Here is a 19,324-nt window from a genome sequence, read left to right on the forward strand (position 1 = left end):
GTCACGCCCTCCTTTCCGACGACAGCAGGGCTCCTCTGCCCCGCATCCGTGTAAGAAACCCGGTCGCGGCGGCGGGCAAACCCGCTCCCACCCGTCCGGCGGCCCGCCGCAGCCCGGCGGCGACGGCGGCGGGCGCGTGCGCCGCCTGCTGCTGCAGGCTTCGCGCGTGGGCCCGGTCGTCGAAGCGGCCGTGCGCCCCGAAGTCCTTTCCGGCGTCCACCGGTTCGAACAGGTTGTCCGGCTCGCCGACGCGGCGCCGGTGGCCGTCCTGCTGGGAGTCGAACCCCGTCCTGGCCAGGTAGCGGTCCAGCAGCCCGGGCACGATCGCGTTCGCCACCAGGGTCGCCACCGTGCTGGCGCCGACCCAGTACTCGCGCCGGCGAGGACGACCGGCCGCGTGCAGCACGGCGCGGGCGGCGACCTCGGGCTGGTAGATCGGCGGTACCGGCTGCGCCCGCTCGGGCAGGCGGGAGCGGACCCGGTCGAACTGCGGGGGGTTGACCGCCGGCATCTGCACCATCGTGGTGCGCACCCCGGTGCCGGAGGCCAGGAGTTCACAGCGCAGCGCCTCGTTGAAGCCCTGGATCGCGTGCTTGGCGCCGCTGTACGCGCTCTGCAGCGGGATGCCGCGGTAGGCGATCGCCGAACCGACCTGCACGATCACACCCGCGTCGCGCGGCAGCATCCGCTTCAGGGCGGCGCGGGTGCCGTACACGTAGCCGAGGTAGGCGGCCTCGGTGACGCGCCGGAACTCCTCGGGGGCGATCTCGGTGAAGGGCGCGAAGACGGAGGCGAACGCGTCGTTGACCCACACGTCGATCGGCCCGAGCTGCGCCTCGGCCTGCTCGGCGGCGGCCTCCACCGCTTGGGCGTCGGCGACGTCCGTCTCGATGGCGATCACCTTGGCGGCGCCTGCCCGCTCGGCCTCGTGCACCGCCCGCTCCAGGCCGGCCCGGCCCCGGGCGATCAGTGCGAGCCGGTCCCCGCGGGCGGCGAACGCGACCGCGCAGGCGCGGCCGATGCCGCCGCTGGCCCCGGTGATCACGACGGTGCGTGGTGTGGTTTCCCGATCGTCCATGCCGTCCGCCTGTCCGCGATCCGGTGCGGCAAACGGGTGGCCGTGCGGGGCGCCGGGGCGAGTCGTAGCGTCGAACCGATGGGGATCCCCGGTCCCGGGCGTGAGTGAGGGAGGTTGTGATGCCGGCCGCAGCGCTGTTCGATGTCGACGGCACACTGCTCGACACCAACTACTGGCACACGATCGCGTGGACGGAGGCGCTCACCCAGTTCGGCCACACCCCGGCGATGGCCCGCATCCACGGCGCGATCGGCATGGGCAGCGACCAGCTCCTGGACCACCTGCTCGGCGAGGGCCGCGACCACGACCTCGACGAGGCGATCAGCACGGCGCACCAGGCGCTGTTCGCCCGGTTCTGGCCCCGCCTGCGCGCTTTCGACGGTGCCGGCGACCTCCTGCGGCAGTTGAAGCGGCGCGGCTGGACGATCACCCTCGCCTCCTCGGCTTCCGGACGCGACCTTGCCGCAATGCGCCGCGCCCTGGGTGCCGACGACGCGATCGATCACGCCACCGGCTCCGACGACGTGGACGCCAGCAAACCGGCCCCCGACATCGTCCGGGCCGCCCTGGCCAAGTCGGGTGCCGGGCCGGGTGAGGCGCTGTTCATCGGCGACACCCCGTGGGACGTGCAGGCCGCCGCCCGGGCCCACGTGCCGTGCGTGGCGGTACTGACGGGCGGCTTCGGCGAACCGGCCCTACGTGAAGCCGGCGCCCTCGAAGTCCACGCCGATGTCGGCGAGCTCCTCGCCCGCCTCGATGGCAGCGCTCTCGCGGCCCCGGCCCGCCATGAGGCCGGAGCCGGCTGACCGCCAGAAGCGCCCGCGTCACGGCCCGGCGCTGCGGTCGACTGGTCCCAGTCCTGTCTTCCGCCCCTTGGTCGCTCATCGTGTTCGCCGGTCGAGAGGAAGGCCGCTCAGCGGGGAGCGGCCCACCAGCGTCCCGTTCGGCTTGAGGCGCGCGATCCGTTCACCCGCCAGGCCCAGCCAGGTGCGGTAGTGGCGGACGGGCACGGCGAGGCTGTTCATGATCCGAACCAGATCGTCGCGGTCCTGCTCCACCTCGCGGGCCAGGCGGCGAAGCTCGGCCGCGCACCGGCTGTCCGGGTGGGTGCCGGCCATGCGGCGGGCGAGTACGGCGCCACCGAACGCACCGGTCAGGTGGTCGTTCAGGTAGACGCTGAGGGGTTCCGCCAGAAGTTGGGGAGGCATCGCCTGTCCTCCGAGGGAATGGCCCACAGCACCGCGGGGCCGGGGCGGGCAGCGGTTGCCGGGGGTGCACGGCGTGGAGGTCCTCCTCCATGGTGCCTGCGCCGCTGGCGGGTGCCGTCCGGCACGGTCGCCTGATCACGGTTGCCTGACATGGGCGGGGCGCGCGGGGCCCGGCCGGGCGGGGAGGCGGCCGATGGCTCGCGGACGTACTTTGCTGACATGACCACAGACGAGACGACTGCGCCCGCCGTAGGGGCGCACGGGCAGGACGAGGTGTTCGAGGCGATCAAGGGGGTCAGCCGGCGGCCTTCGCCGTGCACCGGTTTCGAGCACGGCGTGCTGGCGTCCTACCAGTGGGCCACCGGAGCCCAGCCCGAAGCACCCCTGACCGCTGTCCCGTCACCCGGGACCTTGGGGCCCTGCCGCCATCAACTCCTCGCCGAGTGCCGGAGCGCCGCCGTGAAGCTGCGCACGGCCCTGCGCGATGGCACCGACGCCGGCTACGTCCTCGGCTCCTACCAGGCGCTCGCCTGGCTCTGCGGTCTCCACGACGACCGGCCGTGAGGAGCCAGGGCCGCTCGCCGATCCGCGTCCTGGCACCGGGTCGAGAGGAGAGCCGCCGGCCGGGTTGTCCACCCGGGGGCGTGCAGGGCGACGGCAGAGGCCCGCACACCGTAGGCACGGCGGCTTCCAGCGACGCGCCCTCCACCCGTCCCCCGCAGCCGGCGACGGGCTTCGGAGCCCCCGGCCATAGCTGCCAGATCCGAGGGAAGAAACAGCATCATGGGTCGATTCGAATCCTTCACCGCCTTGTTGGACTACCCGGTGTACGTCGTCACCGCGGCGGCCGGACAGGAGCGCGCGGGGTGCCTGGTCGGCTTCGCCGGCCAGTGCTCGATCGAGCCACCCCGGTTCGCTGTGTGGATCTCCAAGGCGAACCGCACCCACGCCGTCGCATCACGCTCGCAGGTGCTGGTGGTCCACCTGCTCCCGGCAGACCGACACGAGCTCGCCGAGCTCTTCGGCGGCCGTACGGGCGACGAGGTCGACAAGTTCGCGGCCACGTCGTGGGAGGCCGGTCCGTACGGAGTTCCGGTACTGGCGGGCGCCATGGCCTGGTTCGCCGGCCGTGTGCTGGACCGGGCCGACTGGGGCGACCACCTGGGCCTCCTCCTCGAACCTCTCGACACCGCGACCGCATCGAACGGCAGGCCGCTGACGTTCCACGACGCCAAGGACATCGACGCCGGACACCCCGCATAGAGCGAGTCGGGCTGTCGGGGTGGCACAGGACAAGGGAGGTGCACGGTGGCACAGGCCAGCGGCGAAGACGCGGCCGGGACCGGCCGGCAGGAGACACCTCAGGAACGGGCGGACCGGCTGTGGAGCGAAATGCTCCAAGAGGTACGCGTGTGCCAGACCGGCGCACAAATCCTCTTCGGCTTCCTCCTCAGCGTCGCCTTCACCCCCCGGTTCGCGAGCCTGCCCGACTTCGACAAGAACCTCTACGACGCCACCGTCGTCCTGGGCGCCATCGCCACCGGCGCGCTCGTGGCACCCGTCGCCTTCCACCGCTTCCTCGCCGGCCACGGCATGAAACCGGAACTGGTCCACATCGCCGGCCGGCTCATCGCCACCGGCCTCGTCACCCTGGCCCTGACCATCGCCGCCGCGCTCCTGCTCCTGCTGCGCACCGCCACCGGCAACGCGACGGTGGCGTGGCTCCTCAGCGCCGCCGTCCTGCTCTGGTTCACCACCGCCTGGCTGGTCCTGCCCCAGGTCGTGCTGCGCCGAACGGCCGCCCGTCAGCGCCAGGAGACGGAACGCTGATCGCGTGCGGTCCCGGTGCGGACAGATGCCGATGACACCCGAAGCCGGCGAACGGCCCAGCGACGGCAGGCGATCAGTACCAACATCATGGGGCACTTCAGGCGGTCACGGTCCTTGCCTGCCGCGGACCTTGCCTGAGGTTGATCAGAGCTCGATGCCGTAAAGCGCCGCCGCGTTGCCGCAGCTGAACTTCCGCCGGTCCTCCTCCGAGGTGAAGTGTCCGACGAAGGCGGTGATGTCGTCGTGGGTCGGGCGCTGGAACGGGTAGTCAGTCGAGAAGATCAGCCGGTCGACAGTGGTGACCGTCAGGGCGTGCCGCAACAGCGCCGGGTTCAGCATGCCGGAGGCGGTGATGTAGAAGTTCGACCGGATGTAGTCCGACACCGAACGCTGGAGGCCGGCGATGCGAGACAGGCTGTTGGCCCGGTCCAGCCAGAACAGCAGCATCTCGCCCCAGTGCCCGAGCACCACCTGGAGCTTCGGGTGCCGGTCGAACGTGCCGCGCAGGATCAGGCGCAGCGCCGCGGTGCCGGCGTCCATGTGCCAGCCCCAGCCGAACGTGGCCAGCGCCAGATCGGTCATAGCGCCGAAGCCGCGGTAGGAGGCGTCACGCAGCGCGTCGGAGGGGATCTGCGGGTGGATGAACACCGGCTGTCCCAGCTCCGCCGCGGCGGCGAAGAAGTCCTCGTACGCCGGGTCGTCCAGGAAGCGGTCGCCGGAGCGGCCGTAGACCATGGTGCCGACATGCCCGGCTCCCGCGGCCCGGGCGAGCTCGTCGGCGACGTGCTCCGGTGCGGACATGGGCAACGTCGACAGCGCGCGGAACCGCCTCGGGTGGCCGGCCACAGCCGCGGCGGCCAGGTCGTTCGCGGCACGGCTGAGCCGCACGGCCTGCTCCGGGGGCAACGGCTGGGTGCCGGGAGGCGTCAGAGCGAGAACCGACACGTCGATCCCCTGGGCGTCCATGGCGGCGATCCGCCCTGCGCCCAGGTCTTCCAGGCGCTGAAGGTTATCGCCCATCTCGTTGAGGACGAGACTTTCGTCGGGGCGCGGCACTGCTTTGAGGGCGGCGGTCAGATCGGGGGTGAGCCAGTGCTCTTCGATGGCGATGAGGGTCATGTTCCAATCCTTGTCAAGAAGTTGTCGGAAACCAGGTATTACCAGGGCACTGTCTGACGCGAGCGGTGCGGGTGCGGCGGTGCGGGCCGTGCGCTGCCGTGTGGGTATGACGGCGGCCGGCTGGTCTTCGGACCGGCTGGCCACCGGCTGAGCTTGAACCTTGAACATCAAGCCAAGTGGTGTCAGATCGTGCGTGCCTGTCAGGGCGATCACCGCGTGGGGAACGTGGCTGCCGTCGTCTCAGGACCGGGACGCCAGCGCCTGATCGAGCCACGCGAAGGCGATCGGCCCGGCACCGGGTTCTCCCATGTGCGCGAGCCCGCCTCGCACGACCAGGTCCGTATGCGTGGCGTCGCCGCGGGTACCGGCGAGCGGGAGATCGCCGGCGTCAGTTTCGTGCAGTTCCAGCTCCTGGTCCGGCTGCGCGACGCGGGCGGGACGCAGACCATGACCCAGATGGCGGACGGCGTGGTCTACAGCCGCAGCGGGATCACCTATCAGGCCGGGCTGCTGGAGAAGGCCGGGCTGATCACCCGCGGCCCGGACCCGGACGACGACCGCGCGACCGCCGTCACCCTCACCGACGCCGGCCGCGCGCTGCTGGACCAGGTCCTGCCCCCGTACGTGGAACTGGCCCGGCGCCTGCTCTTCGATTCGCTGACCGGCGACGACCTGCCGCAGCTGGCCGAGATCATGGCGCGGGTCCGCGACCACATGCGGGCCCAGCCCTCCCGCTCGGCCACGACGGTCCGGCGCCGCCGCGACGACGCCGGGGCTTGACGCTGTCGGGAAACCGTCGAGAAGCTATCGGGAGGAACTGCGACAGCGTCAGATCTCCGTTTCGGCTCCGTCCTCGACCAGGAGCGGCTGTTCACCGTCGTCCAGGACGTGTTCCTCCCAGAGACGGCCCACTTGGCAGAGCGCGAGAGAGCTGGCGCAGCTCATCGGCAGCCCTCCCGCCCACGGCAACCAGGCTCGGCAGATCACGCAGGTCCACAGCCGCGGTCGTGGCCCTCGTCATGGCGGGCGCTACAACCCCAAATCCGCCTGCTTCCCGCTGATCTGGCCCGAACGGTGCTGAGACTCAGGGAGCACCGTGAGCAGCTCGTGGCTGCCCTCTGCGTCGGCATGGCCGCCGTCAGCCTCGCGCTGACCGTCCTCGCCCTGCTGCGGCAGTCCTACCTCCTCGCCGCTCTGGCCGCTGTCACCTGCGTCAACGTGGCCGTCGGAGCAGGAAGGCGAATCGCCAAGGCGCTGAGCGCACCTGGCGAGACGGAGGACTGACCAACGCGGCGGGCCGTGGAGCGCCGGCCCCCAGCATGGCAACCGTCCGGCCCGAATACATCCCGTGTTCGGGCCGGCTCGGTGTGCGGGCACCGGAACGGGCAGCGAGACGGCGCCCGCCGCATCTCGTGGCGCGATCCGCGGTCCGCCCGGTACCCGGCGTGCCTCCAGGGTGCAGCCGGGCGGTTCGGCCGCCCACACCCCCCAGCGGGCGCTGTCCGCACCTGAGGGCAGGAATTCCCCGTTCGGGGCGTCGAGCTCGGCGAGGATCGCGACGGCGTCCGTGCGGCCCTCGGCAAGCCGGGTCAGAGACAGGTCCCACTGAGCCCAGCGGGTGAGCGCCTCCCAACGGGCACGGGTCCGCCCCCGCGCCGGGCAGCGGCAGGTCCAGCTCCCCGCAGGCCGCCATCCGTGTGAACGCCTTGGCGCCGCACCGGCGGTGGTCCTCCGCACCGGCACCGGGCCTGGCGGGCTCACTCACCGTCGGCCGCTTCCCGGGGATGGCCCGCAGCCACGCAGCGATCGGGATCGGCGGTGACCGGCTCCTCGGCCTGGTCAGGACCGCAGGGCCGGCAGGACCAGTTCGCGGTAGGCGTCGAAGAACACCTCCTGATCCGGCCCGATCTGTCCGACGTACACCTCGTCGAAGCCGGCTCGCGCATAGGCGCGCACCGTCTCGACGTGCTCCTCCACCTTGTCGCCGCAGGTGACGGCCTCGGCCACCATGTCGCGGGTGACGAGCCGGCTGGCCTGCTCGAAGTGGGCCGGGGTCGGCAGGATCTGGGCGAGCTCCCCGGGCAGCAGCTCGGTCGGCCACAGGCGGTGCACGACGTCGACGGCCTGGTCCCGGTTGCTGCTCCAGCACACCTTCACCCCGCCCACGACCCTCTTGCCGGTGCCGCCGCCCTCCCGGAAGGCGCCCACCAGGTCGGCGTCCGGGGTCATGGTGACGAAGCCGTCCCCGATCCGCCCGGCCAGCCCGGCGGCCTTCGGCCCGAATCCGGACACCAGGACCGGCAGCGGCTGCTCGGGCGCGGTGTACAGACGGGCGTTGTCGACGGTGTAGTGCCGGCCGTGGTGGCTGACCAGGCGGCCGGTGAACAGCTCGCGCATCACCTCGACCGCCTCTTCCAGCATCTCCGCCCGCAGCTCGAAGGAGGGCCAGCGGTCGCCGTGAATGTGCTCGTTCAGTGCCTCCCCGGAGCCGACGCCCAGGGCGAAGCGTCCGCCGAGCAGGACGCTGGAGGTGGCGGCGGCCTGTGCGGTGACCGCCGGGTGCAGCCGCACCGTCGGACAGGTCACCAGGGTGGTGACCGGCAGGCTCACGGCCTGCGACAGCGCACCGATCATCGACCACACGAACGCGCTGTTGCCCTGCGCGTCGTTCCACGGATGGAAGTGGTCGGAGATCGCCAGCCGGGTGAACCCCGCCTGCTGCGCCCGCCGGGCCTGGTCGATCAGCTCCGCCGGGGTGAACTCCTCACACGACAGGAAGTAGCCGTACTCGGTCATCGAACCTGCTCCTCTCCAAACGTCTCCCTGACTTCTGAACGGCGGCTACCCCAGGCAGCGCTTGACCATCACGCTAATCCGAAGATCCTTCGAGCATCCGGCGACAGCACCACAGCCCGAGGCGAGCCCTTCAGCGCCGCAGTCGCCCGTGGCAGGAGACCGGTGAGAAGAACGGTGAGATCGACGACCTCGTCGGCCGTGCGACGGACTGGGCCGAACGGGTGAGCGCCCTGCTGCGCCACCCGGACCCTCTCGAAGGCATCGCGCATCTTCACCGGACCGGCCTCCTGGAGCTGCTGGACGCCGGCAGCGCCACCCTGGCCAGACACCCCGGGCCCCGGGCCGGTCAGCCGTGCCGCATGTCGCCCGGACCGATGAGCGAGGAGGCCGGCCGACCCTGGGAGGTGCCCGGCGGGGTGGCGGCAAGCGGCGGCGGAGCGCCTTCGGCGGTCATCCAGGACTGTGGGCTGTCCTGGTAGGGGCGTCCCGGAGGCCCGGCCCGCCGCATCGCCCGGGTGACGCGCCGGCGCGAGGCGCCACTCTGCATCGACACGCCGGTGCCGGTTGGGGTGTGGTCACAGCTCGATGTCCGGGTGGAGGCGGGCCATGGTCCACAGGCGCCGGCGGCGGGTCACCAGGGTGGTGAGGGCGAGGAAGGCGACACCGCAGGCGGCCAGGACGGCGGCGTCGCGCACCAGGTGCGAGGTCAGGCCACCGGAGACGGTCACCCGCAGGCCGTCGATGAGGTAGGTCATCGGCAGCAGCGGGTGCAGTGCCTGGAAGAAGGCGGGCGTGGTGGCCACCGGATAGAGACCGCCCGAGGCGGTGAGCTGGAGGATGAGCAGGACCAGGGAGAGGACGTCGCCCGCGATCCCCAGTGTGGTGCGCAGGAAGTGGTCGATCGTCACGAAGGAGCCCACCGCGAGAACCAGCAGGGCGATCGTGGCCAGCGGGTGGAGCGGATGGAGGCCGAGCGCCAGGTCGACCACGCCATAGAGGACCAGGGCGGCCACCGCCCCCAGGGCGGCTGCCGGCAGCCAGCCCGCCAGCGCGATGCTGCGGGCGCGGGCCGGTCCCGCCAGTGCACGGCGGTTGGTCGGCCGGAGCAGCAGGTAGGCGAAGAGGCCGAACACCCACAGGGCGATGCCGAAGAAGAACGGTGCCATGCCGCGCCCGTAGACCCCGGCGGGGTGCAGGTTCTCGCGGTCGATGTGGACGGGCGTGCCGAGCACCTGGGAGGCGGCGGAGATCTGCTGGTCGTCGAGGTCGGGGATGTCGGCGAGGCCGGCGTCGACGGTCTGCGAGAGCTGGGTGGCGCCGCTGTTGGCCTGGTCGGCCGCGCTCTTGGCCGCATCCGCCGCCTGTTGCGCGCTGTTCAGGCCGGTGGTGAGGGTGGCGGCACCGGCGGCCACGCTCCGACTGCCGGAGTCGACCAGGCGCAGGGGGGTGTTGAGGGCGGCGATGCGCTGCTGGAGGGTGGCGACCTGGCTCTGGAGTTGCTGGGCGTCCGTCACCGCCTGCGGTGCCGCGTCCGCGGTGGCCGCTGCCTGGCCGTCCACCTGCCCGGCGGTGGCGTCGGCCTGCCGGATGCCGTCCAGGACCTTCTGGAAGCCCGGGTCCTGGGCGAGTTGGGGGTTGGCGGTGGCGAACTGCTGGAGGTCGGCGACGGCTTGCGAGGTCGTGCGGTGGATCTGGCTGGTCCCGGTGTGCACCGCGCCGGTGCCCTGTTCGGCGAGTTGGGCGGCGGTCGCCAGGGAGGCGGCGACGGTGGGGAGTTGGCCGGTGGCAGCAGAGTTCAGTGTGGTGGCCGCAGTGTCGACCTGGCTGATGGCCTGGCTGATCTGCTGACTGCCGGTGGCCACCTGGCCCGCCGCGGTGCCGGTGGTGCTGCTGGCGGCGGCGAGGGCCGAGCTGCCCTGCTGGGCCGTGGTGGTGGCGCCGGCCAGCTGGTGGGCGGCTGTCGAGGCGGTGGTCAACTTTTGCCGGACCTCGGACAGTTGGCCGTAGAGGCTGCGGACGTAGGCCTGGTGGGTGGCCGCGTCGATCTGCGCCTCCAGTTTGGACTGGACGGTCTCGGTCATCACACCGGCGATGTAGTTGTTGGCGTCGTCGAGTTCCATCCGCAAGCCGGCCGGTTGAGGCTGGGAATCGCCCGCGCTGGCCAGCCGGGTACTGAAATCGGTGGGGATCTCGATGGTGAAGGCGTACCGGCCCGAGCGCAGTCCGGCGGCGGCGGTGGGCCGGTCGACGAAGCGCCAGGCGAAGGTTCCGGAGGCCTTGAGCTGCTGCACCAGCTCGTCTCCCGCATCGACCACCTGGCCGCGGGAACTCGTCGCGGGGTGGTCCAGATTGACCACGGCCACCGGGATCCGGTCGGTCTTGCCGTACGGGTCCCAGTTGGCCCACAGGTACATCGCGCCGTACAGCAGCGGGACCAGGCAGAGGACCAGCGGCACCAGGCGGCGCAACGGTCCGCGGAAGCGGCGCAGTTCCAGGAAGGCCAGCCTGAGCGCGGTCATCCGCGGGCCGCCAGATCGCGGGGGCGGCGGGCCGGGCGCGGGGCGGGCAGTCGCGTCGCACTGCGCCGGGGCAGGTCGAGCAGAACGGTGCCCGGTGCGGGGTCCTCCGGCGGTTGGGTGGCCGAGGAGAGCACCGTGCACCCGGTGGCGCACACGGCCTGCAGCGCCTGCCAGGCGCGGTGGCGGTCCGGATCGGGACAGCCCCGGCCGACGTTGTCCACCACCAGTGCCGCGGGCCCGGCGGCCAACGCGAGGGCCGTTGCGAACAGCAGTGCCTCCAGTGGATCCAAGTCCTCGGCCAGGGTCGAGCCGCGTAGCCGCAGGCCCAGCAGGCGGGCCGCCGTCACCACGCCGCGCACCGTGACCGCGCGGTCGGTCCAGCGGCGCTCGGCCACCAACTCGGCAACGCTCAGCCGCCCTTCCAGCTCGAGCGCGGCGTCGGCCCTGGCGATGGCGACCCGTCGGCGGATCCGGTGCGCACCGCGCCCGGGCGCGGTGGCTCCGCCCACCCGCACCACCCCGGTGGTCAGCCGCATCCGTGCGGCCAGCGCCAGCAGGAGTGCCGTACGGCCCGACCCTGCCGGGCCGTGGGCGACCAGCAGGCCGCCGGCGGGCACGTCGAGGTCGACGTTCTCGAACACCGGGCCCCGGGGCCCGTGCACGCTGATTCCCCGTGCATTCACGCAGTCGCCAGTCGTCTTCACGACTGACGGGTAACCCGGTTCGGCGGATCCACACCCGGCCGTCGCCACCTGACGGTTCTCCCGGACCAGTCCGTGCTCCTCCCCCGGTTTCCCGTCCAGGCCGCCTCGGCGGCCCCGCACGGCCGTACGGCACCGTAACCTCGCCGGTCGGGTCGGTCCGGCGAGTCGGCGTTCACCGCGGGAGCCGGGGTGCGGGGCAGCCCGTCCTGGTCGCAGACCGCGGTCCCGTCACGGGTGGGCTTGGCCTCGTGGGTCCGAACCGTGGAGCAGTCCTCGTGGTGGCGTCGCAGGCCTGGAGGCCGCGCTGTTGCGGGGCTGGGGGTCGACCACGCACGTGCAGCGGTGGCCCCGCCGTTTCCCGTGGGGCCACCGCTGCACGGCGTGAGGGGGGTCAGTGGTCCAGGGCGTCCTTGAGGTGCTCGCCTGCCTGCTTGATGTCGCCCTTCGCCTGGTCGGCCTTGCCCTCGGCCTTCAGACGCTCGTTGCCGGTGGCCTTGCCGGCGCCTTCCTTGACCGCGCCCTTGGCCTTGTCCGCGGCGTTCTCGATCTTGTCGCTGGCACTCATGTCGAGCCTCCGGTTCTGGGTCGGCACAGCATCGAAGCTGCGTTGGCCCACCGCCTGCCCCCGCCAGAAGGGATGAATCCCCCGAATACGTACCCGACGGTCCGGGGCGCGCTGTCGTGGCGCCCGTTCCCCGGGGTGCTCACGGACTCCGCCGCTGCTCCAGCCTCCACCGTGCGCGGCACCACCACGCCGAGCGGGACCTGCCGGTAGTTGGAACCGTCGGTCGCGTACGCCCAGCGGCTGCCCGCGTCGAAGCGGACCTCGCCGTCCACCTCGGCCCGCAGCGCCCGCTCGAGCGCGGTCTGATCCACACTCTCGCTGCCGGTCACCGGTCAGCTCCCTCCGTTGCCGGGCAGGAACTCCTGGATCTTCGCCTTCACGCCCTGCTGGACCACCGATCGCCGGTCGCTGTCGCCCTTGAGGACCGACAGGGCGGCGGCCTTGATCTGGTCCCAGGTGGCGTGCGGCGGGATCGGCGGCACCGCCGGGTCGGTACGGAAGTCGATGACGAACGGCCGGTCCGCGGCGAGTGCCTGGCGCCAGGCCGTCTCCACGTCCTCGGGCTGCTCGACCCGCCTGCCGTACAGGCCGAGCAGCTGGGCGATATCGGCGTACCGGACGTCGGGCAGGCTCTGCGAGGGCTCGAACTGCGGTGCGCCCTGCATCGCGCGCATCTCCCAGGTGACCTGGTTCAGGTCGTGGTTGTTCAGCACCGCGATTACCAGGCGCGGGTCGGACCACTCCTGGTAGTACTTCGCGGCGGTGATCAGCTCGGCGAGGCCGTTCATCTGCATCGCGCCGTCACCGACGATCGCGATCGCCGGCCGGTCGGGGTGGGCGAACTTCGCGCCGATCGCATACGGCACGCCCGGCCCCATCGTCGCCAGCGTCCCTGACAGCGAACCGCGCATCTCGCCGCGGAACCGCAGGTGGCGGGCGTACCAGTTGGCCGCCGACCCGGAGTCCGCCGCCACCATCGCGTTCTCGGGCAGCAGCGCGTCGAGGGTGTGGACGACGTACTCGGGGTTGACCGGGTCCGCGGGCACCTCGGCGCGGCGCTGCATGACCTCCCACCAGCGGGCGGCGTTGTCCTCGATCGTCTTGCGCCACGCCCGGTCCTGCTTCGCCTCCAGCATCGGGATCAGCCGGCGCAGCGTCCCGCCCGCGTCCCCGACGAGGTTGACCTCGAACGGGTAGCGCAGGCCCACCATGGACGGGTCGAGGTCGATCTGCACAGCCCTGGCCTGCCCGAACTCGGGCAGGAACTGGGTGTACGGGAAGCTGGACCCGACCACGAGCAGGGTGTCGCAGTCCCGCATCATCTCGTACGACGGCCTGGTGCCGAGCAGACCGATCGACCCGGTCACGTACGGCAGCGTGTCGGGCAGCGCGTCCTTGCCCAGCAGCGCCTTCGCCACGCCGGCGCCCAGGAGTTCGGCGACCTGCTCGACCTCGGGACGGGCATGCCGGGCGCCCTGCCCGATCAGCATCGCCACCTTCTCGCCGGCGTTGAGGATCTCCGCGGCCTTTGCGAGGTCCTCCTCGGCCGGGACCGGCGCGTAGTGCGGAACGCCGAGGCTGGAGGGGACCTGCTTGAACGCGTGCGCGGGCGGCTCGTAGTCGAGCTCCTGCACATCGGCCGGGATGATCACCGCGGTCACCGTGCGGCGGGTCGCCGCGATGCGCATCGCCCGGTCCAGCACGTTCGGCAGCTGGGCGGGGACGGTGACCATCTCGCAGTACTCCGAGGCCACGTCCTTGTACAGGCTGAGCAGGTCCACCTCCTGCTGGTAGGAGCCGCCCATCGCGCTGCGGTCGGTCTGCCCGACGATCGCCACCACCGGCACGTGGTCGAGCTTCGCGTCGTACAGGCCGTTCAGCAGGTGGATCGCCCCCGGCCCGGAGGTCGCCGCGCACACCCCGGTGCGACCGGAGTACTTCGCGTAGCCGACGGCCTGGAAGGCCGCCATCTCCTCGTGCCGGGCCTGGATGAACCGCGGCCGGTCCTCGGCGCGCCCCCAGGCGGCCAGCAGGCCGTTGATCCCGTCACCCGGGTAGGCGAAGACGTACTCCACCTCCCACGCGCGCAGCCGCTCCAGGACATGGTCGGAAACCTTCATCGCCCGCTCCTCCACAGCACAGCTTTGGCCTCTCGATCACCGGAGAGGCCCCACGAGGCACGGCTAACCGCTGGAAAGGCGATGAAACGGCCACAGGTGGCACCACCCCGGGGACCTCGGCGGTATCACCTCGTGCACGGCTGCCGAAAAGCAGGCAGGCCGAATGCCCCGGCGTGGGTACCACGAGTGGTCGTCGGCGCCGGGCCGGGCGCCTTCGGGGATGGCCACGGACCGAGCGGGAGTGTGGTCGCCGAAGCCCGAACACGGAGGATTGTTCCGGGGGAAGCCGGACAGACGAGCGTGCGGCCACCTTCCGCGACAACGCAAGGGACTCTGCGATGGTGAACGTCTCCCGGTTGCCCGGCGCCTACGAGCACCACTGGAACTGGCAGTTGCACGGCTCTTGCCGTGCCACCGAGAACAGCCTCTTCTTCCACCCGCCCGGGGAACGCGGCGCGGCCCACGACGAGCGCGAAGCGGCGGCGAAGGCCATCTGCACCGACTGCCCCGTGCGGCTCGACTGCCTGCGCCACGCCCTCACCGCCCGTGAACCCTACGGCGTGTGGGGCGGCCTGACCGAAGACGAACGCCACCGGCTGCTCGCGCGCGGACTGCGCCTGGCCCAGCCGACCGCCTGACACCGCATCGGCCGCCAGGCCGGCTTTCGACACCCATCCGACTCCCCGGAGGACACCCCCATGGCTGACTTCCTCACCGACATCCAGACCCTGCGCGACAAGGCTCGCGCACACCTCATGCAGGGCCCGGTCACCGATGCCTACGCGGCCGACCTCCCGAAGGTGATCGAGCTGCTCAACACCGCACTCGCCACCGAGATCGTCTGCACGCTGCGCTACCGGCAGCACCACTTCATGGCGAAGGGCCTCAACTCCGAGCCGGTGGCCCAGGAGTTCCTCGCCCACTCCAACGAGGAGCAGGGCCACGCCGACCTGCTGGCCGCCCGCATCGCGCAGCTCGGCGGCACACCCGACCTGGACCCGGGCCGGGTGGTGGGCCGCGCCCACTCCGAGTACGTCCCGGCCGCCGACCTGAAGCAGATGATCCAGGAGAACCTGGTAGCGGAGCGGATCGCGGTCGCCTCCTACACCGAGATGATCGGCTGGCTCGGCGACGCCGACCCGACGACGAGGCGCGTCCTGGAGGAGATCCTGGCGCGGGAGGAGGAGCACGCCGAGGACATGCTCACCTTCCTCGAAGCAGAGTCCTGACCCGGCGGGCACGGGGTGGCCGGAGCCTGACCAGACGGCCCCTCGGGAAGGCCTCGTGATCGTCTGCGCACTCCTCGTGCCCCGGCCCTGCTGCTCGGAGTGCCGCTGCTCGGCCGCTTCGAGGAACGGGGGCTGGGCGCGCCGCCTTCGGGGCCGGCCCCGGCTGCGCCTGCTCAGCGGTTCGGCGACGGTGGGCGCGGCGGGACCGGCCGGCCCGCGCGCTGCCCCGGGGACGGGGCCAGGAGGTCGGACCGGCTGCCTGAGGGCCCCGGGGAACGGGCGGTGCCTGCCCGGTGCGCGAGAGCGGCTCGCGCACCGGGCAGGCACCGCCTGCGTGTTACCCCCCAACGCACAGTGGTCGCGTCCCGGAGCCGGCGGGTAACGGCTCCGGGACGCGACCACTGTGCGGGTGTCGCCGTGATGGTCGAAAATCGGCTGTCCCGCTCGACCGTCTCGCGAGATGGCGAGGTCACCGCGGTCGGCGTCGGTGGCTTCCGCCGCGGGCACTCGGCCTGCCCGGTCCCCCGCCGCGGACCGCCGGGTCGGGGCCCGCCCCCGGCGTCTGCCAGGAGCCGGGCTCCGGCCCCGCGGCGTCAACCGGCCGGGTCGGCGGGGGCTGGTGGCGAGCGCGACGACGGCTCCCCCAAACGAACGCACCGATCAGGGCCCCGAAGATGATCAGCGTCGGCACCACCATCACCAGCAGCGCCTGGCTCACGTCGGCGGCGATCAGCCGCACAGCTGACGTCATGCGAACCTCCACGATCATGGCCGGCCGAACGCCGGACGGAGTTCGGCCGGCCGGTGTTCCGCCGGGCAGTGTCCGGACGGACGGCGGCGCGCCTCACCAGCGGTACCAGCGGCTCCGCCCGCCGGCGCCGTCCGTGGCACGCGCGACGAAGCCGATCAGCCACAGGGCGAGAACGACGAGCGCCACCCACCAGAGCACCTTCACGGCGAAACCGAGACCGAAGAGCACAACAGCGAGGAGCAGAACCAGCAAGAGGGCGGCCATGGTTGCCTCATCTTTCTTCGAGCGGTGACCGGGACATCCACCGGCTGTCCCGGTTTCCACGGTTCATGCGCACCGCAGGGCTCCCCGCGCGGCTGTGCGTGGCGGACAGGAGCGCGAATGCATGACGAGGACGAGGCCGGGCAGGCGCCGAGCATGGCCAGGAAGCATGTGGAGACCGAGCGGAAGTACGAGGGAACCGCGCTGCCGAGCAGCCTCGACAGCGTGCCGGGCGTGGCGACAGCGCAGTGGGTGGACCAGCAGGACCTCGACGCCGTCTACTACGACTCGCCGGACCTGCGCCTGTTGCGCCGCCGGATCACGCTACGCCGGCGGACCGGCGGCGACGACGCCGGCTGGCATCTCAAACTGCCGCTCGCGGACGACGCGCGAGCGGAGATCCAGCTGCCGCTGGCGGCCGGGAGCAAGCGCAGAGTCCCGGCGGAACTCACCGCTCGGGTGGCGGCCTTCACCCGGGACGCCACCCTGCTGCCGGTGGCGCACCTGCGCACCCACCGGGCCCGTCGACTGCTCCAGGACGAGGAAGGCGCCACCCTCGCGGAGGTCACCGAGGACCGCGTGGCAGCCCAGCTCCTCGACCCCGGGCAGGCGAGCAGCGGCACGAGCACCGAGATCAGCGGTTGGACCGAATTCGAGGTCGAGCTGGCAGACGGGACGCCGAAGCTGCTCGACCGGATCGACACCGCCTTCACCGAGGCGGGCCTGGCCCGCTCCGCGTGGCCCTCGAAGCTCGCCCGGGCCGTCGGCACCACCGCCGGGCCCGCAGACGGGGAGCAGGGGCCCGCAGACAGGAAGCTGGGGCCCGCGGACGGGCAGCTGACCGCCGCTCGCGCCGAACAGCCCGGAACCGCCGGCGCCGTCGTCATGACGGCCTACCGGGCACTGGTCGGGGAACTGCTGACGCTCGACGCAGCCGTGCGCCGCGGGGAGGCGGACTCGGTGCACCGGATGCGGGTGACCGCGCGGCGCCTGCGGAGCCTGCTCAAGGCCCACCACCGGCTCTTCGACCGTCGCCGGTCCGATCCGCTGGCCGCCGAACTCCAGTGGATCGGGCGGGTGTTGGGCGAGGCCCGGGACCAGGAGGTCCTTGGTGAGCACCTGGTGGCCGGTCTGGACGCGGTGCCCGCGCAGGTGCGCCGGCACGCGCTCCGCGGCCGGATCACCGAGCGGTACGCTCACGCCTACCGGCGCGCCTGGCGGCAGGCGGTCCGCGAACTCGCCAGTCCCCGCTACTTCACGCTGCTCGACCGGCTGGACGACTTCGCGGCCCGCCCTCCGCTGCGCGGCCGGGCCGGCGCGGCCGCCGTCGGCTACTGCGCCGACGTGCTGCGGCAGGAGCAGCGCCGGATGCTGAAGCGGCTCGACCGCGCGCTTCGCACGGCGCGGGGCCCACAGCGCGACGGCGCGCTGCACCGCGCCCGCAAGGCGGCCAAGCGCGCCCGCTACACCGCGGAGGCGGCAGGCTCGGGGCTCCCGCGGCACGCAGCGAAGCGGACGGCGAAGTACGGCGCGCGGATGAAGAGGCTCCACAAGGTCCTCGGCGTCCACCAGGACAGCGTGGTGACCCGGCAGGCGCTGCTCACGCTGGACGCCGGGAGCACGGAGAGCACCGACCGGGCCAAGCACGATGCCTTCGCCTACGGCGTCCTGCACGAAGGTCAGCGACAGGCCGCCGAACGCGCTGTGCGTCGCCTGCCAAGGCTGCGCCGACGCTCGGCACGACGGAAGCTGACCAGCCTCTGACCGGCCTGCCTCACCATGCGAAGGTGCGGGCGAGCAGAAGGACGACCACGCAGAGCGCCGACCACCCGGTGATCGCCAGCGGCCCCGCTCCTCCCCCCGTCGTCCGGGTTCCACCGCCGCCCGGTCATCACGTTCACCCGAAGCCCCCCTCCCCAAGGTCTTTGGTCACCTCTTCGACCAGGCGCCCTGCGCCCCGGTTGAAGCCGGGCTCCGCCGACGACCGCTTCTCCAGGCCGCGCAGCAACACCTCGATCACACGGTGGTCGGCGAGTTCCCGAGCCGCGAGGACGTCCCCGTCAGCCGCACTGCGGCCACCGACGTCCGGGGCATCGGCGTCACCCTCTACGAGGCTGCCACCGGCGAGCTGCCCTTCGACCCCGGCGAGACCGTCGGCGCCGGCTCCGAGGGCTCCGACGACTGGTATCCCCAGCTCGAGGCCCCGGCGCCACCCGTCGCCCACCACCGCCGGCTGCCCGTCGCCCTCGCCGGCGCCTCCGACACCCGGATGCCCCAAAGCCGGTGCGCCGTCCCGGGATCGTGGTTCCGGCCCGTCCAGCGGCCGCTTGTACAGCGCCACCAGCCTTCCCGGTGCTCCGCCCGGCGGCGCCGGGCACCGCATCGGGTGGTGGGTGTGGACGTGGACGCTGACACTGGTCGTGTGCCCGTCACCCTGGGTGGACCGCTGCCGGTGTGCCCGCGGAGCCGGCATTTTTTTGCGGGCCCGCTTTCGGTGGGTCTGCGGACCGGCCGTGGTGCATCAGGCGCTGCGACGATTCCAGCGGAGGAAGTCCGTCATGAAGCCTGTTCTCGCCGCAACTGCGGGGGCTGCCGCCCTGGCGGCCCTGCTGGTCGGCTGTTCCAGCAGCTCAGGATCGAGCACCGGCTCCGGCTCCGCGTCCGCATCAAGCTCCGCCTCCGCGCCGGCCGGTGGGGCTGCCACTCTGAAGACCGCCGGTTCGCCCGAAGGGAAGATCCTGGTCGACGGGGCCGGCCGGACACTGTACGTGTTCGAGTCGGACACCAGCTCGACCTCGACCTGCAACGGTGCGTGCGCTGCGGCGTGGCCGCCGGTCGTCACGAGCGGAACGCCGAACTCCAGCGGACTCACGGCCTCCCTGGTCGGCACCAGCGTGAGGACGGACCACACGACCCAGGTCACGTACAAGGGCCACCCGCTGTACACCTTCACCGACGACTCCAAGGCCGGTGAGATCAATGGTCAGGGTGTCACGGCGTTCGGCGGGAAGTGGTACGTCATCAGCCCCAGCGGCGATGCGATCACCACCGCGGCCACCACCCCTGCCTCCACATCGAGCAGCACGTCAGGCGGCGGCTACTGACACCGGAAGCCGGCCACATCCCCTCCCGCCCAACGGCTTC

Annotated in this window: 22 protein-coding genes and 1 pseudogene; 10 read left to right on the forward strand and 13 right to left on the reverse strand. The window is 72.3% G+C overall.

Annotation, left to right across the window (positions count from 1 at the left end; translation table 11 throughout):
- Nucleotide 1: 1 nt before the first annotated feature.
- Nucleotides 2-1,078 (reverse strand): SDR family oxidoreductase, encoded by a 1,077-nt coding sequence (locus OG500_RS00570; RefSeq protein WP_329575187.1) that lies wholly within the window; start codon nucleotides 1,076-1,078, stop codon nucleotides 2-4.
- Nucleotides 1,079-1,197: 119 nt separating this feature from the next.
- Here OG500_RS00570 and OG500_RS00575 point away from each other — a divergent pair, with 119 nt between their 5' ends.
- Entirely contained in the window at nucleotides 1,198-1,884 is a 687-nt protein-coding gene (locus OG500_RS00575) for an HAD family hydrolase (RefSeq protein ID WP_329575190.1), read from the forward strand.
- A gap of 75 nt (nucleotides 1,885-1,959) precedes the next feature.
- On the opposite strand, the gene OG500_RS00580 is transcribed toward OG500_RS00575, so the two are convergent.
- A complete protein-coding gene (locus OG500_RS00580; RefSeq protein WP_329575194.1) occupies nucleotides 1,960-2,286 on the reverse strand; it encodes a hypothetical protein in 327 nt (108 codons plus the stop codon).
- A gap of 219 nt (nucleotides 2,287-2,505) precedes the next feature.
- Here OG500_RS00580 and OG500_RS00585 point away from each other — a divergent pair, with 219 nt between their 5' ends.
- From OG500_RS00585 to OG500_RS00595, 3 genes are all read left to right on the forward strand, one after another.
- Complete coding sequence (locus OG500_RS00585) at nucleotides 2,506-2,850, forward strand: hypothetical protein (protein WP_327064337.1); 345 nt, start codon at nucleotides 2,506-2,508, stop codon at nucleotides 2,848-2,850.
- Between the two features lie 219 nt (nucleotides 2,851-3,069).
- A complete protein-coding gene (locus OG500_RS00590; RefSeq protein ID WP_329575200.1) occupies nucleotides 3,070-3,549 on the forward strand; it encodes a flavin reductase family protein in 480 nt (159 codons plus the stop codon).
- Between the two features lie 45 nt (nucleotides 3,550-3,594).
- Nucleotides 3,595-4,116: a DUF6328 family protein gene (locus OG500_RS00595; RefSeq protein WP_329575204.1), complete on the forward strand. Its 522-nt coding sequence runs from the start codon at nucleotides 3,595-3,597 to the stop codon at nucleotides 4,114-4,116.
- A gap of 144 nt (nucleotides 4,117-4,260) precedes the next feature.
- Here the strand turns inward: OG500_RS00595 and OG500_RS00600 are convergent, their stop codons facing one another.
- Complete coding sequence (locus tag OG500_RS00600; RefSeq protein WP_329575209.1) at nucleotides 4,261-5,235, reverse strand: amidohydrolase family protein; 975 nt, start codon at nucleotides 5,233-5,235, stop codon at nucleotides 4,261-4,263.
- A 225-nt stretch (nucleotides 5,236-5,460) separates the two neighbouring features.
- On the opposite strand from OG500_RS00600, the gene OG500_RS00605 reads away from it, so the two are divergent.
- Together OG500_RS00605 and OG500_RS00610 are read left to right on the forward strand one after the other, a co-directional pair.
- Nucleotides 5,461-6,015 carry a MarR family winged helix-turn-helix transcriptional regulator gene (locus OG500_RS00605; RefSeq protein ID WP_329575212.1) on the forward strand — a complete coding sequence of 185 codons (555 nt, stop codon included), beginning with the start codon at nucleotides 5,461-5,463 and terminating at the stop codon, nucleotides 6,013-6,015.
- 327 nt (nucleotides 6,016-6,342) lie between these two features.
- Nucleotides 6,343-6,519 carry a hypothetical protein gene (locus OG500_RS00610; RefSeq protein ID WP_329587946.1) on the forward strand — a complete coding sequence of 59 codons (177 nt, stop codon included), beginning with the start codon at nucleotides 6,343-6,345 and terminating at the stop codon, nucleotides 6,517-6,519.
- 555 nt (nucleotides 6,520-7,074) lie between these two features.
- Here OG500_RS00610 and OG500_RS00620 read toward each other — a convergent pair.
- From OG500_RS00620 to OG500_RS00650, 7 genes and pseudogenes are all read right to left on the reverse strand, one after another.
- Complete coding sequence (locus OG500_RS00620; RefSeq protein ID WP_327064342.1) at nucleotides 7,075-8,031, reverse strand: TIGR03557 family F420-dependent LLM class oxidoreductase; 957 nt, start codon at nucleotides 8,029-8,031, stop codon at nucleotides 7,075-7,077.
- 68 nt (nucleotides 8,032-8,099) lie between these two features.
- Entirely contained in the window at nucleotides 8,100-8,306 is a 207-nt protein-coding gene (locus tag OG500_RS00625) for a hypothetical protein (RefSeq protein ID WP_327064343.1), read from the reverse strand.
- Nucleotides 8,307-8,606: 300 nt separating this feature from the next.
- Entirely contained in the window at nucleotides 8,607-10,550 is a 1,944-nt protein-coding gene (locus tag OG500_RS00630; RefSeq protein ID WP_329575217.1) for a YhgE/Pip domain-containing protein, read from the reverse strand.
- Nucleotides 10,547-11,212 (reverse strand): ATP-binding cassette domain-containing protein, encoded by a 666-nt coding sequence (locus OG500_RS00635; protein WP_327064345.1) that lies wholly within the window; start codon nucleotides 11,210-11,212, stop codon nucleotides 10,547-10,549. Before OG500_RS00635 ends, OG500_RS00630 begins: the two co-directional genes overlap by 4 nt.
- Before the next feature lie 433 nt (nucleotides 11,213-11,645).
- Nucleotides 11,646-11,819, reverse strand: coding sequence for a CsbD family protein (locus OG500_RS00640; RefSeq protein WP_327064346.1), 174 nt, complete (start codon nucleotides 11,817-11,819; stop codon nucleotides 11,646-11,648).
- Nucleotides 11,820-11,959: 140 nt separating this feature from the next.
- Nucleotides 11,960-12,148: pseudogene (locus tag OG500_RS00645) on the reverse strand (hypothetical protein); the annotation flags it as partial.
- Nucleotides 12,149-12,151: 3 nt separating this feature from the next.
- Nucleotides 12,152-13,939, reverse strand: a complete 1,788-nt coding sequence (locus OG500_RS00650) for a thiamine pyrophosphate-requiring protein (protein ID WP_329575220.1) — start codon at nucleotides 13,937-13,939, stop codon at nucleotides 12,152-12,154.
- Nucleotides 13,940-14,277: 338 nt separating this feature from the next.
- Here OG500_RS00650 and OG500_RS00655 point away from each other — a divergent pair, with 338 nt between their 5' ends.
- Entirely contained in the window at nucleotides 14,278-14,577 is a 300-nt protein-coding gene (locus tag OG500_RS00655) for a WhiB family transcriptional regulator (protein WP_327064348.1), read from the forward strand.
- A gap of 60 nt (nucleotides 14,578-14,637) precedes the next feature.
- Nucleotides 14,638-15,168: a ferritin-like domain-containing protein gene (locus tag OG500_RS00660; RefSeq protein WP_327064349.1), complete on the forward strand. Its 531-nt coding sequence runs from the start codon at nucleotides 14,638-14,640 to the stop codon at nucleotides 15,166-15,168.
- A 469-nt stretch (nucleotides 15,169-15,637) separates the two neighbouring features.
- On the opposite strand, the gene OG500_RS38010 is transcribed toward OG500_RS00660, so the two are convergent.
- Nucleotides 15,638-15,937: a DUF6479 family protein gene (locus tag OG500_RS38010; RefSeq protein WP_442906987.1), complete on the reverse strand. Its 300-nt coding sequence runs from the start codon at nucleotides 15,935-15,937 to the stop codon at nucleotides 15,638-15,640.
- Nucleotides 15,938-16,012: 75 nt separating this feature from the next.
- On the reverse strand, nucleotides 16,013-16,183 hold the full coding sequence (locus OG500_RS00665; protein WP_327064351.1) for a hydrophobic protein: 171 nt from the start codon (nucleotides 16,181-16,183) through the stop codon (nucleotides 16,013-16,015).
- 117 nt (nucleotides 16,184-16,300) lie between these two features.
- Between OG500_RS00665 and OG500_RS00670 the strand changes: the two genes are divergently transcribed.
- Nucleotides 16,301-17,944 (forward strand): CYTH and CHAD domain-containing protein, encoded by a 1,644-nt coding sequence (locus OG500_RS00670; RefSeq protein ID WP_329575224.1) that lies wholly within the window; start codon nucleotides 16,301-16,303, stop codon nucleotides 17,942-17,944.
- A 133-nt stretch (nucleotides 17,945-18,077) separates the two neighbouring features.
- On the opposite strand, the gene OG500_RS00675 is transcribed toward OG500_RS00670, so the two are convergent.
- Nucleotides 18,078-18,521 (reverse strand): hypothetical protein, encoded by a 444-nt coding sequence (locus OG500_RS00675; protein WP_329575227.1) that lies wholly within the window; start codon nucleotides 18,519-18,521, stop codon nucleotides 18,078-18,080.
- 217 nt (nucleotides 18,522-18,738) lie between these two features.
- Here OG500_RS00675 and OG500_RS00680 point away from each other — a divergent pair, with 217 nt between their 5' ends.
- Nucleotides 18,739-19,284, forward strand: coding sequence for a COG4315 family predicted lipoprotein (locus OG500_RS00680; protein WP_329575230.1), 546 nt, complete (start codon nucleotides 18,739-18,741; stop codon nucleotides 19,282-19,284).
- Nucleotides 19,285-19,324: the final 40 nt, after the last annotated feature.

The organism is Kitasatospora sp. NBC_01250, from assembly GCF_036226465.1.
GTDB lineage: Bacteria > Actinomycetota > Actinomycetes > Streptomycetales > Streptomycetaceae > Kitasatospora.